Source organism: Psychrobacter sp. ANT_WB68, from assembly GCF_008369115.1.
Classification (GTDB): Bacteria; Pseudomonadota; Gammaproteobacteria; order Pseudomonadales; family Moraxellaceae; genus Psychrobacter.
In genome coordinates this window covers 166740-189757 of record NZ_VOAZ01000002.1, presented here as the reverse complement: position 1 = coordinate 189757, position 23018 = coordinate 166740, and the positions used below count along the sequence as shown (strand labels likewise).

Sequence of the window (23018 nt, the reverse complement as noted above, 5' to 3'; positions counted from 1 at the left end):
TTTTATGAAAGCGATCAACCAACCGAATACTTCTAACAAGTCGCCGAAGTTTGCGACTTTAACTGCCTTAGCTGCTGCTTGTGCCATGATGCTCTCTGCTCCTGCCAATGCAGCTGAAGCCGATACGGCAGCTGCTCCTGCTAGCACCGCTGTACCGAGCGCTATCGATTCAAGCAAACGCGTAATTCGCCTTGCCAAACCAAATGCGGCTGTCAACACTGCTCAACCAGATATACAGGCAAATACTGCGGCTCCAAATAACGTTGAGCAGAACGTGGCTCAACCAACAGTTTCTCAGAGCAGTAATGCGCCACAAGCTAACGCTCAAACAAATAATGCTCAACCAAATCGTGCGCCTTTGAATACGACCCAGCCACCAGCAGTACAAACACCAGATATGCCTGAATTGACAGGTACCACACGTGTTTATGAGCGTGGGCCAATGACTGCAACAGGGATTGATTTGCGTGGCGGTCAGCTGCCAAATATTCCAGCGCCACAAGTTAATATTTCAGATATCAGCTTTGTCCCTACGGTTCTAATACCCCAGCAACAAGGCCTTGGCACCGATAAATTGGATGTCAGCTTACTGGATGACTTTATTAAAGAGGTCTCGCCAAATGCGCGCCATTACCCACCAAACTTCCCTAACCGCACCCAACGTCACAATGCGCGTGAAAAAATCAAAGTAATGACCGAATGGATTGAGCCATATGCTAAAGCGCCAAATGCCTCATATGATGTGCTAATTCGTGCTGCCAAGCTTAATGGAATGGGACGTAACTTAGACTTAGGCTCAGAATATACAGTACGCGGCGGACAATATGTCGATCGCGCGATTAAACTCAAGCCTAATAGTGGTGAAGCCAACTTCATTTATGGCATGATGCTCTCAGAAGGCGGCGGCTTTAAAGAAGGTCAAAAATATCTCGACCAAGCAGTCAACCTAGGCTATACCGAAGCCGAGCAAAGCTTGGCGCAGTCTGACGTCTTGAGTGATCGCCGCGATAAAGCATTAGAGCGCTTGCGTCGTTTAGCACAACAAGTGCCTGATAATGCGGTTATTCATCAACAAATTAAACTTATCGAAGATGGTAAGTTCTATATTTGGGATATCCCTGCACCAGACGTCAATATCAAACCAAGTACCTAGTTAGCTAATCGTTATTTTTAGATACTAGTTATTTAAGGTTAATAATTTAGACATTTACCGAATAGCTAGAATAAAGACCAAAAAGCGTGCTTAAATTATTACTATCAATAATTCAGCGCGCTTTTTGATGCCTAATACAAACGCCAATCTTATTTTAATGACTCACTCATTTATCATCAGCCTCTCACTAAACTAGCAATTTTCACTCATTAGCCTATAATCTTTTATTCCTAAAATTTTTTATTTCAATAGCCTGTTAATTAGAAGTTCCTTAATTAAACATTCTCTTAATTAAATACAATAGTTTCCTAACAAAAGTTGCGCTACACTTCTATGGACAGATAAATGTGTCATCTATCCTGTCTTTATTGTGCATTCCTGACTATTATTCACTGGAATTACCTATGATTTTCGCCGAACCTGCCAATAATGCACCGACGCCAACCCATAAAAACAAAAAGCCTATCGCTTTATTGGCAGTGGTCGCAACAATGGCGATATTGCCTGCTTGTAGTACTATTTCTGTCAATAAACAAGCGTCGGCAAAGACCATTTCTGCTCAACGCGGCAACATCGTCACCGATAAAAAACTCAGTAGCGATACTGCCTCGGCCTTATTGTCAGCTGGACTCAACGAGCAAGCTTGTATGCAGCAGTTTGAGCTGTGCCTAACGCAGCTGACGGACAGTATGCTCAATGAACATTATCGTCCAGCATTGGCTATTTTTGCCGAATTGCAGTATGCAAAAGCGCGCCAGCTTGCTGCGTCAAAAGACTGCCGTAATGCCCTTGCCCGCCCGCCCCTTGACCCTTACTATGCCAACGCGCCTTTAAGCGATGCTGATGCGAAAACGCAGCAGAAAAGAACCGATAGCTGCTTGGTTGGCTATCAAGAAAATCTTTTTGATGCCATCAAATCCAGCTATACCTATTTATTTTATGACAGTTTAGAACATGACTTTGAAGGCGCGGATAAAGAAACCAGTCGGTCGCGGGCGCAAAGCCGTATTCCAAACGACGTGGATATTCAAACCCAAGATATCTATAACGCCGCTAGTAACGATGTCATTACCCAGCTCTATCAGTCAGCTGACGGCAGCAATAAAATGATGGGCAATGCCAAAATAGAGTACTTACCAACAACAGCAAGTAGTAGTATTCGTAATAGCAGCGAGCAAGCAGCGATTGCCAATCGTACGCCCGTCAATGGTCAGCCGACTGATCAAATCAAAGTCATGAAAATGCAAATAGACGACTACAATCTCAATGTTTATTTGCCCAATGAAAATAACTATCTAAAAAACGCCAACCAACAAACCTCTGCGTTGGCAGATTTGGTTTCAACCTACGAGCTGCGACTCTCTGGACTGAACTCCATTAGTAAGCGCCCAGGTTTAGGCATCAGTTTGGTCGCCTCCTTAGATGATCGTTACACCACTACCATTCGCCAATTATTGGTTTCCTCGTTATCGGGTAGACTTAATCAAGAAGTCAATCAGCAAGAAGTTAGTAATCGCAGTACAGATGACAGCTCGAACAGCAGTTTAGATAGTGATGATGCCAGTACACGTATTTATCCAACTGGACATTTACTGATGACTGGTTTGATTAAACCCGCTGGTGATAGCGTACTCGATACCCTCAGTAGCAATCAGCTCGATATTCATCTATACAACCCCTACCGTAGCGAAAGCATCAATATCTTAGGTGATGATTATCCGCTTGCCGCCAACTTCTCGGCAGGATACGGCTTATGGCTGGCAGAAAACCAGCTGAATGGTGTGGGCTATTTAAATCTTATTACCCGCCAAAAAGAGGCCAGCTTACCCAAACTTTTTATGCTAGAGCCTTATGACCCTAATAAGCGTGTCATCATTATGATACATGGTTTGGCATCAAGCCCAGCAACGTGGGTGAACTTAACCAACGATATTTTTAATGACGATAAATTGCGTAATAATTATCAAGTCTGGCAAATTTTTTATCCAACCAACTTGCCTATTTTAGAAAATCGTTACCAAATCCAAAAGCTAATCAATACTACTTATCAACAGACAGACCCAAAGGGGCAAAACATTGCCAGCAAAAACAGTGTGATTATCAGCCATAGCATGGGCGGTATCATTGCACGTATGATGCTGTCTGATGAGAATTTGGTCGATGACTTAGACAGACTGGATGAGCAAAATATATTGTCAATGAATGAGAAGGGCAAAATACGGGATGCGCTTAAACAATCATTTGGCCAACAAGAGCTACAAGAGCGCTTCAAGCTAGAAGCGCTACCTCAAGTGGATACGGCGGTATTTTTGTCGTCACCTTTTCGCGGCACCGACTATGCTGATCGTTGGTTTACCCGTGCGCTACGCCGCATTGTTTATTTACCAGTCGGTTTGGTGAAGACGGTCACCGATAACTTGGCAACGCTTGCCATTCAAGGTGACTTGGCACAAAATCCATTAGGCGCGCTATACTTACAAAATGGCGCCAGTCAATTGAGCGACAAATCTTCTTTTATTCAATTAACCAAAGACATCAGTATCAATAAGCGCATCACTTATCATTCAATTATCGCCAACAACGATGCCGATATCACCAAAGGGCTGGCAGAAATGCAACCAGCCGGCGCAAAGCTCGATTTATCCCATGAGATAGTAGAGGATGACGCCAGCTTAAGCAAAACCAACAATGCCAATGAGTTATCATCTGATGAAGATAAGTTACCAAGCAAGCCCCTTGTTGCTGCAGTGACGGTTGATGGTGAGATTGGGCAAGCATTAACAGAGCGCCTTTCAGACGGCATTGTGCCCTATACCAGTGCTCATCTTGAAGGAGCAGCATCAGAGACCGTGATTAATGGTGGTCATAGTATTCAAGAAAATCCACAAACTATTTTGACCTTACGCCGTATCTTGCATCAACAATTACAGCAATAACGCTACGTTTTTAGTGATGATTTTGCCAAACCACCATCCCCTGTGTAATGATCTTTAAAAACCCATTATTAAAAGATGTTTTTTTATATGACTATTTTGTATCTATTGATAACAATATTTAAACAATGACTGTTATTTAAAACTAGTTTCGCTAACATTGTAAATAGTTTATGACCGATAGGTGTGTGATAACACGCTTGTGCAACTTGCGCGTACGAATAGGCAGGCGCATAATACTTAAACATGCACTATCAGCAAGACTGTCATTTGATGAATACCTAATAATTTATAAGGATATGAATTATTTACTTTAGCTAAATAGTAGCTATTAAGATATAGCAGGCATTACTGCCTAATAGTTACTAAAGCATAGCAACTAGTGAGGCTATTTTAGCCAAAGGTTTTGTCTTACCAACATTTACCGCTAAATAACACTTAGCCATTGCCCGTAATAATTGACGCCCTGATTGATGGACGGTTACGGACAGTTACTTGAGCGTATCATGGAAGCCAGCGCTATTCAGCTAATAGATAAGGGTAACCGTTTATGTTCGCTACATTTATGATTGATCAACTGGATGCGTTGATGCTTGCGCGTATTCAATTCGCCTTCGTTATATCTTGGCATATTGTTTTTCCAGCTTTCTCTATCGGCCTTGCCAGCTGGTTAACCGTACTTGAGTTTCGTTGGCTCAAAACTGGTGAACCTATCTATGCCGAAGTTTATAAACATTGGGTAAAAATATTTGCCGTGGTGTTCGGTATGGGTGTGGTCTCGGGCGTGGTAATGTCCTACCAGTTCGGAACAAACTGGGCGGTATTTTCTGATAAAGCCGGTAACGTCATCGGCCCCCTGCTCGCTTATGAAGTTCTCACCGCTTTCTTCTTAGAAGCCTCATTCCTCGGTATTATGCTGTTTGGTTGGGGACGCGTGAGTAAACGCATGCATTTTGTCTCAACCGCCATCGTTGCCATCGGTACGATGATATCGGGGTTTTGGATTTTGGCGGCTAACAGCTTCATGCAAACCCCGCAAGGCTTTATGATGGGTGCGGATGGGCTGCTATATCCGACTAATTGGCTTGAGATTATCTTTAACCCCTCCTTTCCTTATCGCTATGCGCATATGATGACGGCGGCATTCTTGACCACTGCCTTTGTTATTGGCGGTATTGGTGCTTATTATTTACAATCCAAAAAACATACTGAACATCGCCAGCACGGTCGTGTCATGCTAGGTATGGCAATGATTATGGCGATATTTGTGGCACCAGCGCAGGTATTGATCGGTGATATGCATGGTCTTAATACCCTTGAGCATCAACCGGCAAAAGTCGCAGCAATGGAAGGTCTCTGGGAGAATGAGCGCGGTGCACCACTCGTGTTATTTGGTATTCCAGATCAAGAAGCGGAAAAGAACCACTACGAAATTAAAATTCCTTATGTGTCAGGCCTAATCTTGACACATTCGTTAGATGGCGAAGTTAAAGGTCTTAAAAACTGGGCACCAGAAGACCGTCCATATGTCCCTATCGTGTTTTGGTCATTCCGAGTAATGGTTGCTATTGGTACCTTGATGGTATTTGTAGGACTGTTTAGTCTCTATAAGTACTTCAAAAAACAACAGTTCAATCCTGAAAGCAAATGGTTCCACCGTGCTTGGATGATGATGACGCCTCTTGGTTTCATTGCCCTACTTGCCGGTTGGTTTGTGACTGAAACCGGTCGCCAGCCATGGACGGTATATGGGGTCATTCGTACTGCTGAAAGTATGTCACCAGTTGCAGCGCAGCAAGTTGCGACAACCTTAATTGGCTTTATCGTCCTATATGCCTTTGTATTTGGGGCAGGCAGTTTTTATATTCTACGTCTCATTGCACAAGGTCCGAAACCTTACGAAGATCCGTCCGAAGATCAGTTTTATGATCACTCTGTCACTGAAGCGCAAGGTCGCACCTTGAGCGGTGATAAGCATGCCGCAGATAAAACCAAAGGGCATGAACAAGATTTGGATAAACCTGCTGACGACGTCGACGATGGAGGGTTACGCTAATGTTTAACTATGGTGATGTATTAGATTTGCCCTTAATTTGGGGCGGCTTAATTGCTCTGTCTGTCTTTATTTATGTTTTGCTTGATGGCTTTGATTTGGGCTGCGGCATTCTGTTTCCGTTTGCTGGCTCCGATAAAAACCGTAGCCGCATGATGAACTCTATCGCCCCTTTTTGGGACGGTAATGAGACTTGGCTGGTGCTCGGTGGTGGTGGTTTATTTGCCGCCTTCCCTGTCGCTTACGGCATCATTATGACCGGTCTTTATTTGCCCGTCATCTTTATGTTATTTGGTTTGATTATGCGCGGTGTGGCATTTGAGTTCCGCTTTAAAGCCACTTCACATCGATATGTCTGGGATAGTTTTTTCTTTATCGGCTCTGTCGTAGCGACTTTTACCCAAGGTATTATGCTTGGGGCGTTGGTGCAAGGTTTAGAGGCAAGTAATCGTCTATATACCGGTGGTCCTTTTGATTGGTTCTCACCGTTCTCCATCATGTGTGGATTTGCCCTGCTAATTGGTTATGCTTTATTGGGTTCTACGTGGCTGATTATCAAAACCGAACATAGCTTACAAGTATGGGCACGCAAAGTCTCAGGCTGGCTGCTTTCTGCTTTAGTTGTAGCGATGATTGCGGTAACGGTATTTATGTACTTCTCTGATATAGAGGCACTTGAAGGATGGTTTAGTTTCCCAGGTCTGCTGTATCTTGCACCGATGCCAATTATCGTTGTGCTGTTATTTTTCTTGATGCGTAAAGATTTGACCGGCGAACGTGAATATCGTCCATTCTTATTAACTGTCGCACTATTTTTGATGGGCTATATCGGGGTTTGTTTTGCTATATTCCCATATATCGTACCGTATCAGATGACCATTTATGAAGCGGCGGCTGCCGATACCTCGCTATCCTTTATGCTCATCGGTGCCGGTATTATGCTGCCAATCATTTTGAGTTATACCGCTTTTGCTTATTATACCTTTAAGGGCAAAACCGATCATGAACACATGTATTAAGTCAGGATAGCATTGGCTATTATCTATTCAGCATGATTGATAATAGCGGTGCTTAGCTCACCAAGCTGATGGATACATTATTAGGAGATTGACGGGAGACAGTGATGAAAAAGCTCAGTAAAAAACAGTCACAATGGGCATGGTTTATTGGCTTATATGTGGCAGGGTTTTTGGTTATTTTTACGATTGCACAGTTAATTAAACTGGCAATGGGCGTTTAAAACTTACCCTTTTACCTATCGTTCTATATTCATAAAAAAATCAGCGCTGATGATTGAGTCATTAGCGCTGATTTTTTGTTTTAAGGGGAGCGGTTAGGAATAATGGTTAACAATACAGTCCTTTCATAAAAATCATGCGCCGCGATGGTTATCGACGCCGTGACTTTCTATATAGTCATTGACTTGCGTTAGGCGCTCGGGAGTACCAACATCTATCCAATTGTCTTTAATGACTTCAGCAGTAATTTGGAATTTTAGCATTGCCTGTTTCAACAATGGCGCAAGTGGTGCTGGCTGTCCTGATACGAGTCCATCGACCAGTCTAGGGGATAGCACACTGATACCCGCAAAAGTATGTTTGTCTGCGTCAGCAATGGGCTGCGCACTCGCAAGCCCATTGCTAATCGCGAAATCACCACCATTATTATGCTCAGGATTATCAATCAACAATAAGTGTGCAAGTTGGTCCGCACCCAGCGTATAGTCCTGCAAATGAGCAAAATCATAGGTCGTCCAAACATCAGAGTTGACTAAGATAAAGGGCGCATCTTGCAACTTGCCGGTTTGTAAGGCATTAAAAATCCCACCTGCCGTTTCAAGCGGCTCATCTTCTTCTATCGACCAATGCAGCTTGACCCCATATTGGGCACCATCGCCCAATGTCTGCATCAGCTTGTCCGCAAGCCATGACGCATTGATAGTGATGTCAGTGATACCAGCGGCTTGTAACGCTTTGATATGCCAAACAATCAGTGGCTGCCCGCCCACTTCAACCAAAGGCTTTGGCGTCTCAAGTGTTAGCGGACGCAGGCGTGTACCCTTGCCAGCAGCCAAAATCATCGCTTGCGTTATTACCGACATACACGCTCCTTATCGTTGGCTGTATTGCTGCCTATTTTTAATTTTTTGACTAAGCAAAAGCAATAAATACTGCAATCGCTTTTACTTTATTAATGCTATCTAGATGTATTGTTGCACAAATTTATTTTGATAAGCAGGCAAGATAACCTCTCGCAACCATTCATTAAAAGGGCTGACTGCCTGCTTCATATCGGGATTGCCGTATTCTGCAAGCCATTCTAGCTCAAAAATCAGGTCACGCATGACTTTTGGAATATCGGCTAAATAGCGACTTTTTCCATCACGTTCGAATAAGCGGATAAAAATACCCAGCACTTTTAGATGCCGTTGTACGCCCATGACATTCACATCATTTTCAAACTGGGCCGCATTATCAGCAGTTTTAAGCCCTGCCTGTTTTTGTAATTGCCAACAATCCTGAACCCAGCTCGTTACTTGGCTCTCTGGCCATTCTACATAGGCATCTCTTACCAACGATACCAAATCATATGTATACGAACCTACTACCGCATCTTGAAAATCAATGACGCCTAAGCGCGTATGATCTGCTTGGTCTTGCATGAGATTGCGACTGTGATAATCACGATGCACAATGACCTGCGGCTGTGACAAAATCTCAGCTATTAAGGCAGATTTGAGATTTTCCCATAGCGTCTGTTCAAGTTCCACGCCAATATAAGGGATAAACCACTCGCTAAATAGATTCATTTCACGGGTCAATAATGCCGTGTCATAATCTGGTAATTGGTAGTCAGCTTTTGCAGTTGCCACTGGTACCGTTTGTAGTGCCACCAAGGTACGCATCGCCAATTGATAATAATCGTTAATCTGGACAGGCGGCGCACCAACCAGTAGATGAGCAAACTCTACTGCCCCAAAATCTTGTAATACCAAAAACCCTTTTGCTATATCTTGAGCGACCAGTGTCGGTACATTGATTGCCGGCGCCATCAACTTCGCCACATTAATAAACTGCTGCAACGCATCTTGTTCATCAGCCGAATCCATGACAATATAGCGCGCGCTTTCTACACCATCATTGTCTAATAGCTGGATACGATGATATTGGCGTGCGCTGGCATCGCCGGGCAGACTATCAAGAACGAATGGTTGATTGGCAAATACTTCTTGCAACCAGCACTCTAACTGTTGCTGGCGAGTATCATTGGCGGATACATTAGGTTCTAACATGGTTTTATCGGTCATAAAAAGCATCGCAGGTTAAATATCAGTCGTAAACGACTAAATTAGTGATAAGTGAGGCAAATAGTTGTTAAAATAGGAAGCACTTGACTCACGCTAGTAGCGGCTTTAAGCAAATCATTACATCAAGCCATCTTTATGACTAAGCATAGAGTCAGTCTGTATCTGTATAAACCACTATCCGAGCGCTCTATTAACAAAGCTCGCCCAGTTATATTAAGCTATATTATAAATTTTGGTAAATAGTGTAGCTGATTTGGTTTTTTTTGACTATGATTAGTCATCATTATATGTAAAACGTTCTGATTTTCGAGATTATCGTGTGAATTACTGGTTTATTAGCTGCTAAATATCGCTAAAATACCCAAAGTAATCTAATGATCGCAATCCAATAGGCTCTACAATCATACATAGGTGTGCCCTTGTTATATTCTCCGCTTTACCAAAGCATCCGTTTGATTCTATTTGGCGCCTTAGGCTTATCCAGCTTGACCGTCAATGCGGCTATTAATAATACTGATGCGCAGATGACTGAGCCGTTAGCCGTCGACAGTGCGAGCGCCTATACCTCGAAGGTCGCTACTGACGCCAATAACAACATTAATAGCAACCTCAGTCAAGACATCAGTTATCCAAGCGATGATAAGCAAAATACCGGCTCTAAAAATACCCGATTTGACAAAACCAATGAGCAAACAGCAAATATAGCAGCTGAAGTTAATAATACAGCGGTGAATAATCCTGTTTTGACTAATGGTGACACTCTAGATAATAGCACTGTAGATATTACGGAAATTAATGACAGTAGTGACATTAATAGTGCAAATGGTAATAGTAAAAATGACACCGCTGCGCCAGTAAATAATAGCAGCACAGTTGAGACTAAAGCCAACGACCGCCAAGTTAATGACAGTGATGAAAGTATTCAAGAAAGTCTCAGGCGCTTGGCAGAATTTTACGAATTAACGCCTGATACTGAGCCTTCAAAGTTAAATAGCAGTATTAATAATAATGTAGTAAATACTAGCCAAGGCGATGTTCAAAATACATTTACCATGCAAACCATTCCAGCAGTAGGTAATGACTTAAAGCTCCTGCCAAATAGCGTCGATAGCGCCCAACGCTGTGAAGGTCAATGGGTCTACCCAAAGAAAAACCCCAATTATCAACGAGCTGTCAATGAGACAGGTGCGAGCAACGGTCAACCAGCACCTAACCTAACTGGCATTCCTAATAACCAAGCGCCGCTATTCGCAGAGTCGGATTATGGTTACTATGATAATGTCGATTATGCCGAACTATCTGGTAACGTCATTGTGGACCAAGGTACCCAACATATCGAAGCAGACAAAATTGTATTAGACTTGGCCACCGGCGTGGCAGCCGCGCAAGGTAAAGTGATGTTTACCGATCAAGCCACTACGAATGGCAACCCATCTGGTATTTCATCACAAGCTAGCAATGTTCAAGAGAATAAAACCAGCCTCACTGATAAAGCCTCAAAAGGTGGCCTCATCGGTGTCGCGGACAGCTTAAACTATAATACAGAAACGGGGCAATCAACCGCCAACGACGTGGCTTTTGCTAGCGTAGAGCTACAAGCACACGGTTATGCTAAGCGCTTAAATCGCCCCAATGAGACACAATATGAGCTTGATGAAGTCATGTTCAGCACCTGCCCGCCCACCAATCGTAAATGGCAGTTTGATGCCAAAAGTATCGACTTAGATACCGAAACGGGTCGCGGCGAAGCTTATAATACGACTTTCCGTATTGCCGATGTGCCGGTATTCTATTTGCCCTATTTTAACTTTCCTATAGACAGTCGACGCAGTAGCGGATTTTTACTGCCCAGCGCTAGCATCAGTAGCGAAAGCGGTCTTGAAGTTGATGTACCTTATTACTTTAATTTAGCACCCAACTATGATGCAACCCTTAATACCCATGTCTATACCAACCGTAACCCGATGCTCTCAGGTGAGTTTCGCTATTTGACTGAAGAGTATGGCGAAGGTATTTTTAACGGCTCATATCTGCCTAATGATAAAAAGTATGACGGTGAAGATCGCAGCAGCTTATTTTATGATCATTATTGGTCATCTAAAAGCATTCCTCGCTTAAGTGGCGATGCAAAATATAGCTATGTATCCGATGCCGATTATCTGAACGACTTTGATACCTTAGGTTTATCAGACAACACCTTAAACCTACCTCGCCGTGCTCGAGTGAATTATTATAATGACTATGTCAATGGTGAGCTAAAAGTTGAAACTTTCCAGACGCTAGATGCCATTACCAATAATGGGCAGCCCTTACAAGATAAAGATAAGCCTTACTCGCGCCTACCACAGCTCAAACTTGATTATCGTTTACCATGGGCCAAGAGCTTTGATATCACGGGTGTAAGTGACACCGCTTATTTTAAAAAGTCCATCGATGACGGTTCTGAAAGCGAAAAAAGTGGTACGCGGATTTATAACAAACTCAGCGCCGTTTACCCAATGGAAAAATCTTGGGGCTATATCAAGCCCAAGCTCAGCTTACAGCATCTGTATACGTCTTATGACGAAGACAGTTTAGCGGATAATGATCTGAACAAAGACGATGGTAGCCAATCGGTATTTGTACCACAAGCCAGTATTGACGCAGGCTTACATTTTTATCAAGCAGGCTCACCTTTTGGTGCATTTGACGATACTTTGGGCGGTTATCGCTTATTGAGTCCACGCTTAAAGTACACTTACTCGCCTTATCAAGATCAAAACCAGATTCCTAACTTTAATACTCGTATTGCCTCTATCAACTATGAGCAGCTTTTTTCGGACAGCTGGTTCCTAGGGCACGACCGTCTGCAAGATTTGCATGCCTTTACACCGGGTATTAATTATCGTTACATCGATGCAACGGGTGTGACACGTTTTGATGGTAGCATTGCAGAGCAGTTTTATCTCGACGACGGACGCGTGACCCTTGACGATGAAAAACCCGTACTGACGTCATCTTCGTCAGGATTGGTATGGGATACCAGTACTCAGCCCTATAACAACGTCTGGGTCGATATGAGTGGCGCCCTTACCAATGATTATGATTTAAACTACATCACTACCGAGCTACGTTATCAGCCGTCTGATAACAGCTTATTTAACGTCGGTTTTGTGAAGCGTATGCGTGATGAAAACACTGACCAATTACCATTGTCAGCATTTACCGCATCAGCGGTGTTCCCTATTAATAATAACTGGCGCGTATTGGCGCAAGGTCAGTATGATTATAATCGTGATAAGATGCTTGATTCATTAGTTGGTGTCGATTATGAGGATTGCTGTTTTGGTTTTGCAGTTTACGGTCGTCGTTACTATAATGACTTAAATATCAAAGACAAACCCACGCAAGCGATTATGGCAGAAATCAGACTCAACGGTCTTGGTAGCGGTAGCAGTCGTTTAACGCGCTTACTTTCTGACAAAGTCCTAGGATTTGAGCCCGTTCAAAACGCATGGAAGGATTAATAAAACGTCGTCTATACGTTTAGATTAACGTATGATTGATGGCGTTATTTATAGACTATCATTTGTGATATAACATTCTAAAACATTGTTTGTATATTATAGACAACCTTAGCCGCTACTTGAGTATCAAGAGTATCGTCAATAGGCTTAACCGATTACCATCCGATGCAATGACATTGATGAGGAGCATCATGAGATTTTTTTCTTTACGTCAAACTAGCCGAGCGGTATTGCTTTCCATGAGCGTGACTGGCGCTATTGCCCTGAGCGTGAGCGCGCAAGCAGCAACCGTTAAGCCTGCAAAAGCACAAACCACTCAAGCAAATGTCGCAGCTGAGCAAAACAGCGTGACCCGTTTGACGCCTGCCAATAGTACAGACGGCATCATTGCATTGGTCAATGAAAATGCTATCTTAAAAAGTGATTTAATCGCTGCTATGGCGCAGACTCAAGCGCGTGCTCAAGCAGCGGGTGAACCGATTGCCAATTCAGCACAGCTACAGTCTGAAGTATTAAACGCCCTTATCTTGCGTGAATTACAGCTATCAATGGTCAAACGCGTCGGTTTAAATGCTGATGAAGCAGCCATTAATCAACGCTTGGCTCAAATTGCACAAGCGGAAGGCCTTAATAGCATTGCTGCTTTGCAACAACGTTTAGATGCTGCAAAACCGGGTAGCTACGCCACCCTACGCGCGCAATTAATCGAAGATGCGGCTATTCAAGCCTTGCAACAACGTCAAATATCTAGTCGCGTGCGCATTAGCGAACAAGATATCGATGCATTTTTGGCATCCCCTGAAGCCAAGCGCTTAAGCCAAAGCGAATATCAAACCGTCCACGTTCGTATTCCCTATATGGATGACTACAGCCGATTGTCAGAAGCCCAGCGTGATGAGGCGTTAAAAGTCGCGCAGCGTCTGCGTACACGATTACAAGCACCAAATGTTGATGTAACAGAAGCTATCGCAGCAAGTCAAGGCAGCTATCCTATTCAGTTGCAAGGTGGCGATATGGGCTTCCATAAAGCGGCAGCCTTACCGACCGAACTTGCAACCGAAATCACCAAACTTGAAGTCGGCGCAGTAAGTGCCCCACTAATAACCCCTGAAGGGATTGATATCATTAAACTGGCTGATAAAAAATCTAGTGATACCATGCTAGTGCCGCAATGGCATACGCGTCATATCTTAGTCAAAGTTGATGAGTTGCAAACGGATGCCCTTGCTGAACAAAAAATCAATGATCTCTATGATCAACTACGTAATGGTGCTGATTTTTCTAGCTTAGCATCGACTTATTCAGACGATCCCGGCTCAGCAGGACGTGGTGGTGATTTGGATTGGGTTGGTCAAGAAGAAATGGTCGGACCATTTGAAGTGATGATGAAGAATACCGCTGTCGGTGACTATTCCGCGCCATTCAAAACTCAGTTTGGTTGGCATATCTTGAAAGTCGAAGGTAAGCGTGAACAAGATGTCAGCGATGAGTATCGTCGTAATATGGCACGTCAAGCCCTATATCAGCGTCTTGCCCCCCAAGCCAAGGAAGACTGGCTACAAGAACTACGTGCAGGCGCTTATATTCAGATACTTGGCTAGTTGTTACTTAGGTAACTATTTATTCGCTAAAATATTTTATAAAAAAAGGGTATGTGCCGATGCATGTGCTCTTTTTTTATCTGAACGATTAATTAAAAACATAAGATTCCATGAAATAAGCTTTACTCTATGTTTTTAATAAAAACACTAGCCTATCAAAAATCTTTAGAACTATTATATATTTACTTTTTACCATACTTCATTGCTCACGCTTTCATTGGCTGTTGCAAATGATTTTTAAATAGCAATAAGAATTATAAACAAAGAAAAGCCCCGAACCTAGGGCGATGGGTTCGGGGCTATGGCGTTTCATATTGTTGTTATTATCTCTTCCATGCTGACTCATCCTAAGTCATTAACAGTACTCTATAAGACAGCGGGCTGACCTGTGCTTTTATTGATACTGTCTCAACACTGCATCCTTGCGTATCCTTGTGTTGATGATTGTATTCTAGGCCAATTAATGAGAGACGACTAGAGGCTAATGACCTTATTTAGCGTAAGCATTTGCTTACGTCTCAATCGCGTGTTACAAGCACTTTATAAAAACACCTAAACCATCTATCTAACAATCGCTTTTCTATTCTACTTCTGCGTGTTCTTTTGATACTTTGCAGCCCTCTTTTTTGCCCGCTTCGATTGTATTTTTTGCCTCTTTGATGTCTGCTGGTTGCTCAGTAGGCGCGTTGCTTTCTTGTTTACTTGCCTGTTCTGGCTCATATTGCAATGTCGTCATCACCGGAAAGTGATCGGAGCCAATAGAAGGCATACGCTTGATATCGACTACGGTAAAGCAAGCACTATGGAAAATATGGTCTAATGCCCAGCGTAAAAATGGGTACTTAACATGAAAGGTGTTAATAAAATGCCGCCCGATACGCGGATCTAGCAAGCCTGATATACGCTGAAAGCGACGAGTGGTTTTTGACCAAGCAACATCATTTAGATCACCCGCCAATATAGCTGTTTGCTGATTCTCTTTAATATGCTTTCCAACCATCAGCAATTCGGCATCGCGAGTCGTAGATTTATCGGCTTCCGTTGGACTTGGTGGCATCGGGTGTAAGCAGTACAGCCAAACAACTTGGCCGCCCTGTAAGCGCATCTGCGTATGAATAGAAGGTATGTCATCAATAATTAAGTACTTAACTTCAGGATCTATCAGCTCAAGCTTGGAATACAGGTGCATCCCATACAGATTGTCTAATGGAACTTTTACCGTATAAGGATAATCTGCTTCAATTTGATTGAGAGCTTTCTCCCATTTCTCATCTGTTTCTAGGGTAATTAAGATATCAGGCTGTTTTTCTTTTACCAAGTCCACCAGTTTTTGAGTCTCATCATTAGGCGTCAATACATTTGAGACCATAATCTTGAGTTGATGAGCCTGCCCCTTTGGCTTGTTTTTGGCATTTTTTACTTCTTTTTTCCACAGTTTGGTGTAGGGCAAGACCATTCTAAGTTGAAATGCTAAACTGATGCTCAAAACTATAAATAACAGCCACTGTCCAAGCTGCCAGTCTGACCAAAATATCAACATACCAAGCCAAGCCGCAATGCCAAGTATCATGATTTGGATACGTGGGAACTCAACACCGCGCACCCACCAGTGATCAAGTGGCAGCCAGCCCCAAATGGTGACAAATACGATTAGCCCCGCTAACCACTGTGCGCCATAATATAATAGGGAGAAATCCATAATGTGTATCGACCGTTTCTTAAATGAATAGTTAAGCCAATGATTGTATTCATTGACTATTTGTACTAATTGACAGTGAATGATTCGAATATGGTTGCTATCTAAACTACACATATCCAAAACTTTGATATCGCGTTGAGCAATAGCTGCTTACTCTAGCATTTCATGACACCAACGCCTACTGTTGAAAATTAATTAAGCGCTAGCAACTATAAAAAATTACAATCTTGATATCTTTAAACGATTGCAAAATATTAATAAACGTTCCTCTTGCTGGTAACTCGAATTTATTCAGAAAGTGACCAATATATCTTTATAAATCCATTTCAATAAGCTTGATTTACGTTTAAGGTGAGTCGACACCCTTGATAAACTGCCACGAATAAACCACCACTTTCATAAATAATAAGTTTCATAAACAGTCTGCTTCATAATAAATAACCCGTCATAGCGGAATTATATTCATAAATATTACCCCACATGATAGTGAACATAATACACAGTGTTTATAAAACACGGAAAACCCTCTAAAAAACCTTGCTTTTTGAGGCCATTCACGGCATTGTTATTGGTTGGCGATGCAACAATTTATTGTAAAAAGGATTAAGTTTCATGAGTAATTTAACAGTAGGCTTGGTAGGCTGGCGCGGTATGGTCGGGTCTGTATTGATACAACGTATGCGTGAAGAAAAAGACTTCGACAGTATCACACCAGTGTTTTTTTCAACCAGCAATGCAGGTGGCGACGCACCAAGCTTTGATGGTATTAAGACTAGCCAACTAAAAGATGCTCATGATATTGACGCTCTTGCCGCTTGTGATGTGATTATCACCTGTCAAGGTGGTGACTATACTTCAAAGGTACATCAGCCATTGCGTGATAGTGGTTGGACTGGCTACTGGATTGATGCAGCAAGCACCTTGCGCATGGAAGATGACAGCATTATCATTCTAGACCCGGTTAACCGCAATGTTATTGATAGCGCACTTGCTGAGGGTAAAAAAGACTTTATCGGTGGCAACTGTACGGTGTCACTCATGCTCATGGCGATTGGTGAGCTGTTCAATAAAGGTTGGGTCGAATGGGTCAGCGCCATGACTTATCAAGCAGCCAGTGGTTCTGGTGCCAACAACATGCGCGAGTTAATCGAAGGCATGGGTGTGCTACATGATGCCGTTAAAGATGAGCTTGCCAATCCTGCCAGCGCCATTCTTGAAATTGATAAGAAAATCGCTCAAACTCAGCGCTCAAACGATTTCCCTAAACAGTATTTTGGCGTGCCATTAGCCGGTAGCTTGATTCCTTACATTGACTCTCAATTAGAGAATAAGCAGTCTCGTGAAGAATGGAAAGGCGGCGTTGAAACCAATAAAATTCTTGGTAACTCTGAAGTGGATAAGATTGCTATCGATGGCATGTGTGTCCGCGTTGGCGCCATGCGCTGTCATGCACAAGGCTTAACGATTAAGCTCAAAAAAGACATTCCGCTAGAAGAAATCGAAGCGGCATTGAAGAATAGTGGTAATGAATGGTTGGACGTGGTAGAAGACGATAAAGAAGCTACTATGAACCGTCTGACGCCAGTGGCAGTAACCGGTACCTTAACCGTTGCTTTGGGTCGCCTGCGTAAGCTGAATATGGGACCTGAATATCTAGGCGCATTTACCGTTGGTGACCAGTTGCTATGGGGTGCAGCCGAACCATTACGCCGCATGCTCAATATCATCCGCGAGCAAAATAGCTAAATTAACTGGTTTGATTTTAAATAAAAAAAGACAGTGATTACTGTCTTTTTTTATGGGTATACCATTTCTAAAAATTTGAGTAGCAAGGAAAAGCAGGGCAATTACCTAGTAATCTAAGCGAGTTGGGTACAGCCAATCATATCTCTTGGTGTTGGCGTTATTTGGGCTGATAGGCAATCATCACTTCATTACGGCGCATAAACGGCAGTGTCCAAGGTGGATTATAACGTGCCAGTTCAGGGCTGCCTATTATGGTTAATTTTTGCGCCTGCATCCAAGATTGTAACTCTATGGTTTTAGCAGCGACTTTTTCAGTACCAGCCACCCCTGAAAACTTAATAACGCCATAAGTCTGCGCTGGCACTTCAACAATCTTGATATTTGAATTATTTGGTTTGGGTAGCGTCTGCATGCTGTATTGGCTTGGCATGGTAAATTGCACGCGCCATTTACCATTTTTCTCTTGCATGCTAACTGGTGCTGTCATAGCGATTTTTTGCGACTCATTACCCCTATTTTTATTTTCAGTTTGCTGTGCTTCAAATTGCATGGCTACAGGCGCTGTCATACTAATCTTGCTACTCTCCCCACTGGGCGCCATATTATTACCAAAGATATAGTCCGCTAGTATCTTAAACCCTGCACGACTAGCCGCATTTTGGTCACCAGACACCCAAGTCTGCGCCACCAATTGTGCTTCATAACGACGCAACTCAAAGTCTTTAGTTTGCGACAATACGGTATATTTCGGCTCTTCGGTCGCCATAGCTGCTCCTGATAGCAATAAGGTACTGGTTAATAACACGCCACTTAATAAGAAACTACTCGATAATAAGTCCTTTGCTTTGCTCATATTATCTCTCCGCCGTGCAAAAAGTATTTTTGCAGTAGTCACCTTTCTACTTTAGCAACGATTTGGCTAAGATGTCTGTGTCTTTTGGTTATACCGTGGTATCAAAAAAAATAAGTTTTCAAGCATAGAATTATTTTACGTAGGCTATTTAATAGCTGTCACTGCTGTTTATTTGAATGGGCTGTGCTATAAATATCAGTGTCCAAAAAAATGCCTAACAATGCTATAATTGGCGCCATTTTCATAGCTCATATAGCGGTTATCTTATGCAATTTGTCTTACACAAAACGGTCAGCGGCGTCACGCGTGCACGTCGAGGTACGGTTCATCTCAATCATGGCGATGTGCAAACGCCTGCTTTTATGCCAGTAGGTACTTATGGTACCGTTAAAGGTATGCTGCCTCGTGATATCGAAGCGATTGGCGCGGACATCATCTTAGGCAATACCTTTCATTTATGGCTGCGTCCGGGTACGGATATCATTGATAAATTCGGTGGCTTGCATAAATTTATGCATTGGGATAAACCAATCCTCACCGATTCAGGCGGATTCCAAGTATTCAGTCTGGGTGCGATGCGTAAAATCACAGAAGAAGGCGTAACTTTTAAATCGCCTATCGATGGTGCGAAAGTATTTTTATCGCCAGAAAAATCGATGCAGATTCAGTATAGCTTGAACTCAGACATCGTCATGCAATTCGATGAGTGTACGCCCTATCCTGCTACCCATGATGAAGCTAAGAAGTCTTTAGAGCTATCATTACGTTGGGGACAGCGCTGCGTCGATGAGCACAAAAAACTTGGTAGTACCAATGCGTTATTTGGCATCATCCAAGGCAGTATGTATGCCGATTTGCGTAAGCAATCTCTCGAAGGTCTGCTTGAAATTGGCTTTGATGGTTATGCCATCGGCGGTTTGTCGGTTGGTGAGCCAAAAGAAGAGATGATAGAGGTTTTAGACTATATCGCAGATGATATGCCAGCCGATAAGCCACGCTATTTGATGGGTGTGGGTAAGCCTGAGGATCTCGTTGAGGGCGTTCGCCGCGGCGTCGATATGTTCGATTGCGTCATGCCAACTCGCAACGCGCGTAATGGTCATTACTTTGTCGCAGGCGACGCTGAAAATGCGGGCGTGGTACGTATACGCAATAGCCAATATCGTACTGATGAAGGTCCATTAGACCCTGAATGTGATTGCTATACTTGTAAAAACTTTAGTCGTGCTTACCTATCTCATCTTAATAAATGCAAAGAGATGCTGGGTGCGCAGTTGGCGACCATTCATAACTTACGTTACTATCAACGTTTGATGCAGGATATCAGAGACGCGATTGAACAAGATACGTTTGATGAATTTGTGAATGAATTTTATAGTAAACGTGGTCAAACGGTGCCAGAGCTGAATTTGCGTTAGTTAATAGCCGTCATTCTTTGAAGGCAAATATAATAGATAAAAAAAAGGCTTAAGATTCATCTTAAGCCTTTTTTATTCGCCAAATTTTAATAAACTAACTATCAATAATTAGCCTACCAATGCCGCCACAAATACCACGATAATCGCGATTGGTGCCACAAATTTAGTGACGATTTGCCAAATCTGCAAAGTGCCATTTGATAAATTAAGCTCTTGCTGAATGCTACTTTGATCCATTTTCCAAGCAAAGAAGACAATGCCTGCAAGACCGGTCAACGGCAATAAGAACTTACTGGTAACTTTATCTAGCGCATCAAATATACCGTTACCCATGATAGTAAAGTCGCTCCATAGGTTGAACGACAATAGCGCTGCAACGCCCAACAACCAAATAATAGAGCTTGCTGCAATAGTAGACATTGTACGGTTCATTGGCGTACGCTCTTCTAGAAACTCAACACTTGGCTCTAGTAGTGATATCGATGACGTCACAGCAGCAAAGGTAATCAATAAGAAGAATAACGTACCGATAATAGCGCCGCCCGCCATGCTACCAAACGCGATTGGTAAGCTTACAAAGATCAGACCAGGACCTGATGCAGGATCAAGACCGTTATTAAAGATGATTGGGAAAATCGCTAAACCAGCTGCTAAAGCAATTACCGTATCTAAGATAACCACGGTACGAGCTGTTTTTAACAAGTTTACTTCACGACCTAGGTACGAGCCGTAAGCGACCATGATGCCCATACCAATAGATAACGTAAAGAATGCATGACCCAATGCAGCTAGCATCACATCAACGGTCAATTTGCTCAAATCAGGCGCAAATAAATAGCTAACCGCTTCACCAAAACCACCATTGATCACGTTGTAACCAACGATGACAAATAAAATCACACCCAACAATGGCATCATGATTTTAGCAGCGTTTTCAATACCGCGTGTTACACCGATGCCGACAATAAGCGCGGTGATGACCATGAATACCGTGTGCCAAATCGTCAACGTACCAGCCGACGCTAGCATCGCATCAAAGGTTGCCGCAACAGAGTCACTATTTTGACCAGCAAAACTGCCCGTGCCAACTTTAGTAATATAGTTCAGCGCCCAACCACCGATAACACTATAAAAAGAAAGTATTAAGAAACCACCTAAGATACCGGTTGCGCCAACAATGCCCCAGCTGCTTGACTTGCCTTCACTTGCCGCAACATCTTTGAACGTATTAATAGGATTCTTTTGACCACGGCGACCGATAAGCCACTCAGCAACCAAGACTGGAAAACCAACCAAAGCAATACAAAATAGATAAGCGATAACGAAAGCTGAACCCCCGCTCTCACCTACCATATAAGGGAACTTCCAAATATTTCCCAAACCAACTGCCGAGCCTACTGCTGCCAGTACGAAGCCAAAACTTGAGCTCCACTGAGCATGTTCTTGTTTATTAATAGCCATTTTGCCTTCCTCGTGCTTCAATTAATGCTACTTATAATCTTCCTTGATTATCATAAACCACCCCTTATCTTAGTGGGCCATCTAATCAACGTCTCAATGTGACACGTCTAGCAACATTACGAAAGAATTGTTTACAATATCGTAAACGCTCAGTTTCTGCTAAGCGACCAAAAAAGTCAAGTAGCGATAAATATAAAAAGCCATAACTAATAGTTATGGCTTTTTATATTTATCGCTACTTACAAGCATTTACTGTTTTAAGATTTATATTTAACACTTAGGCTGTAACATTATTTTTATATACTGCTCATATATTTAGTAAAATAATATTTAGCGCACAACGCCGCGACGGCTTTTTTGTAGGGAGTCTATTAGCAGAGCAATTTTTGGCTCTTGTGGTAACAGCTCCTCCTTCAATATCTCTAGCGCTTGAGGCGTCGTTAAGCCTGAGCGATAGACAGTACGATACGCTTGACGCAGTACATCAATGGTCTCTTTAGACCAGTCTTTACGGCGCATACCCTCAACATTCAAACCATGCGCTTTCGCAGGATTACCGGACACCATAGTAAAAGCAGCCACGTCCTTTAAAATCAGACTTGCGCCTCCGACTAAGCTGTAATCGTCAACGGTACAAAACTGATGTATACCTGAGTTACCACCAATAATCGTATGATTGCCAATGGTCACATGCCCTGCAATACCAACGTTATTAGCCAATACATTATGGTCGCCGATTAAGCAATCATGAGCAATATGGGTATTGACCATCAAAAGATTGTGATTGCCAATTTTAGTCAAGCCACCATCTTGTTCAGTACCGCGGTGTAAGCTACATGCCTCACGAATGGTGTTATGATTGCCAATCTCAAGCCAAGTGCGCTCACCGTCGTACTTTAAATCCTGTGGATCTTCACCGATGCTAGCAAACTGATAAAACTGATTGTACTCACCGATACGCGTCAATCTTGCCACGACCACATGCCGATGTAGAACCGTATGTGCACCAATCGTAACCTCATCACCGATAATACAATAAGGACCAATGGTTGCAGTTTCATCAATCTTAGCGGATGGTGAGATGAGTGCTGTTGGATGGATCTGACTCATAATAGAGGCCTTTGTATCATCGAATGCAAATAAATTAGTAAAACAAATACAGACAGCTTAGTGGCATGAATTATGCCTAAAGCTGGCTCTGTCTAAAAGTACAACAGTTTTGATAATATAACTCTGTCTAAAATACCAATATGACTTTAATATTCACGATTGGCGGTAAGGTCTAAAC

The 23018-nt window shown here is 42.8% G+C and carries 15 protein-coding genes; 9 read left to right on the top strand and 6 right to left on the bottom strand.

The features are described 5' to 3' along the window. The first annotated feature begins 4 nt into the window (after window positions 1-4). The 5 genes from FQ084_RS05995 to FQ084_RS13455 all read left to right on the top strand — a co-directional run bounded on the left by FQ084_RS05995 (window position 5) and on the right by FQ084_RS13455 (window position 7379). A complete protein-coding gene (locus FQ084_RS05995; RefSeq protein ID WP_149489738.1) occupies window positions 5-1153 on the top strand; it encodes a hypothetical protein in 1149 nt (382 codons plus the stop codon). Window positions 1154-1557: 404 nt separating this feature from the next. After that, window positions 1558-4089 carry an esterase/lipase family protein gene (locus FQ084_RS05990; protein ID WP_149489737.1) on the top strand — a complete coding sequence of 844 codons (2532 nt, stop codon included), beginning with the start codon at window positions 1558-1560 and terminating at the stop codon, window positions 4087-4089. Between the two features lie 547 nt (window positions 4090-4636). Next, window positions 4637-6142, top strand: a complete 1506-nt coding sequence (locus FQ084_RS05985) for a cytochrome ubiquinol oxidase subunit I (RefSeq protein ID WP_149489736.1) — start codon at window positions 4637-4639, stop codon at window positions 6140-6142. Continuing rightward, window positions 6142-7158: a cytochrome d ubiquinol oxidase subunit II gene (gene cydB, locus FQ084_RS05980; protein WP_149489735.1), complete on the top strand. Its 1017-nt coding sequence runs from the start codon at window positions 6142-6144 to the stop codon at window positions 7156-7158. The genes FQ084_RS05985 and cydB overlap by 1 nt, the downstream gene beginning before the upstream one ends. A 104-nt stretch (window positions 7159-7262) precedes the next feature. Beyond that, window positions 7263-7379: a DUF2474 domain-containing protein gene (locus FQ084_RS13455; RefSeq protein ID WP_372829867.1), complete on the top strand. Its 117-nt coding sequence runs from the start codon at window positions 7263-7265 to the stop codon at window positions 7377-7379. Between the two features lie 132 nt (window positions 7380-7511). On the opposite strand, the gene murU is transcribed toward FQ084_RS13455, so the two are convergent. After that, window positions 7512-8240, bottom strand: a complete 729-nt coding sequence (gene murU, locus FQ084_RS05975) for an N-acetylmuramate alpha-1-phosphate uridylyltransferase MurU (RefSeq protein ID WP_149489734.1) — start codon at window positions 8238-8240, stop codon at window positions 7512-7514. Window positions 8241-8339: 99 nt separating this feature from the next. After that, window positions 8340-9455: an aminoglycoside phosphotransferase family protein gene (locus tag FQ084_RS05970; RefSeq protein WP_149489733.1), complete on the bottom strand. Its 1116-nt coding sequence runs from the start codon at window positions 9453-9455 to the stop codon at window positions 8340-8342. 410 nt (window positions 9456-9865) lie between these two features. Here FQ084_RS05970 and lptD point away from each other — a divergent pair, with 410 nt between their 5' ends. Beyond that, window positions 9866-12952 carry an LPS-assembly protein LptD gene (lptD, locus tag FQ084_RS05965; RefSeq protein ID WP_149489732.1) on the top strand — a complete coding sequence of 1029 codons (3087 nt, stop codon included), beginning with the start codon at window positions 9866-9868 and terminating at the stop codon, window positions 12950-12952. A gap of 191 nt (window positions 12953-13143) precedes the next feature. After that, window positions 13144-14553 carry a peptidylprolyl isomerase gene (locus tag FQ084_RS05960; RefSeq protein WP_149489731.1) on the top strand — a complete coding sequence of 470 codons (1410 nt, stop codon included), beginning with the start codon at window positions 13144-13146 and terminating at the stop codon, window positions 14551-14553. Between the two features lie 580 nt (window positions 14554-15133). Here the strand turns inward: FQ084_RS05960 and FQ084_RS05955 are convergent. Further along, window positions 15134-16252: an endonuclease/exonuclease/phosphatase family protein gene (locus FQ084_RS05955; RefSeq protein ID WP_188032910.1), complete on the bottom strand. Its 1119-nt coding sequence runs from the start codon at window positions 16250-16252 to the stop codon at window positions 15134-15136. Between the two features lie 612 nt (window positions 16253-16864). Here FQ084_RS05955 and asd point away from each other — a divergent pair. Next, window positions 16865-17998, top strand: a complete 1134-nt coding sequence (gene asd / locus FQ084_RS05950) for an aspartate-semialdehyde dehydrogenase (RefSeq protein WP_149489730.1) — start codon at window positions 16865-16867, stop codon at window positions 17996-17998. Window positions 17999-18155: 157 nt separating this feature from the next. Here asd and FQ084_RS05945 read toward each other — a convergent pair whose 3' ends face one another. Then, window positions 18156-18851 carry an SOUL family heme-binding protein gene (locus FQ084_RS05945; RefSeq protein ID WP_149489729.1) on the bottom strand — a complete coding sequence of 232 codons (696 nt, stop codon included), beginning with the start codon at window positions 18849-18851 and terminating at the stop codon, window positions 18156-18158. Between the two features lie 266 nt (window positions 18852-19117). On the opposite strand from FQ084_RS05945, the gene tgt reads away from it, so the two are divergent. Then, window positions 19118-20269 carry a tRNA guanosine(34) transglycosylase Tgt gene (tgt, locus tag FQ084_RS05940; RefSeq protein WP_149489728.1) on the top strand — a complete coding sequence of 384 codons (1152 nt, stop codon included), beginning with the start codon at window positions 19118-19120 and terminating at the stop codon, window positions 20267-20269. Window positions 20270-20377: 108 nt separating this feature from the next. Here tgt and FQ084_RS05935 read toward each other — a convergent pair whose 3' ends face one another. Both FQ084_RS05935 and lpxA read right to left on the bottom strand, forming a co-directional pair. Next, window positions 20378-21730 carry a sodium-dependent transporter gene (locus FQ084_RS05935; protein WP_149489727.1) on the bottom strand — a complete coding sequence of 451 codons (1353 nt, stop codon included), beginning with the start codon at window positions 21728-21730 and terminating at the stop codon, window positions 20378-20380. A 330-nt stretch (window positions 21731-22060) separates the two neighbouring features. Next, entirely contained in the window at window positions 22061-22840 is a 780-nt protein-coding gene (lpxA, locus tag FQ084_RS05930) for an acyl-ACP--UDP-N-acetylglucosamine O-acyltransferase (protein ID WP_149489726.1), read from the bottom strand. Window positions 22841-23018 lie beyond the last annotated feature (178 nt).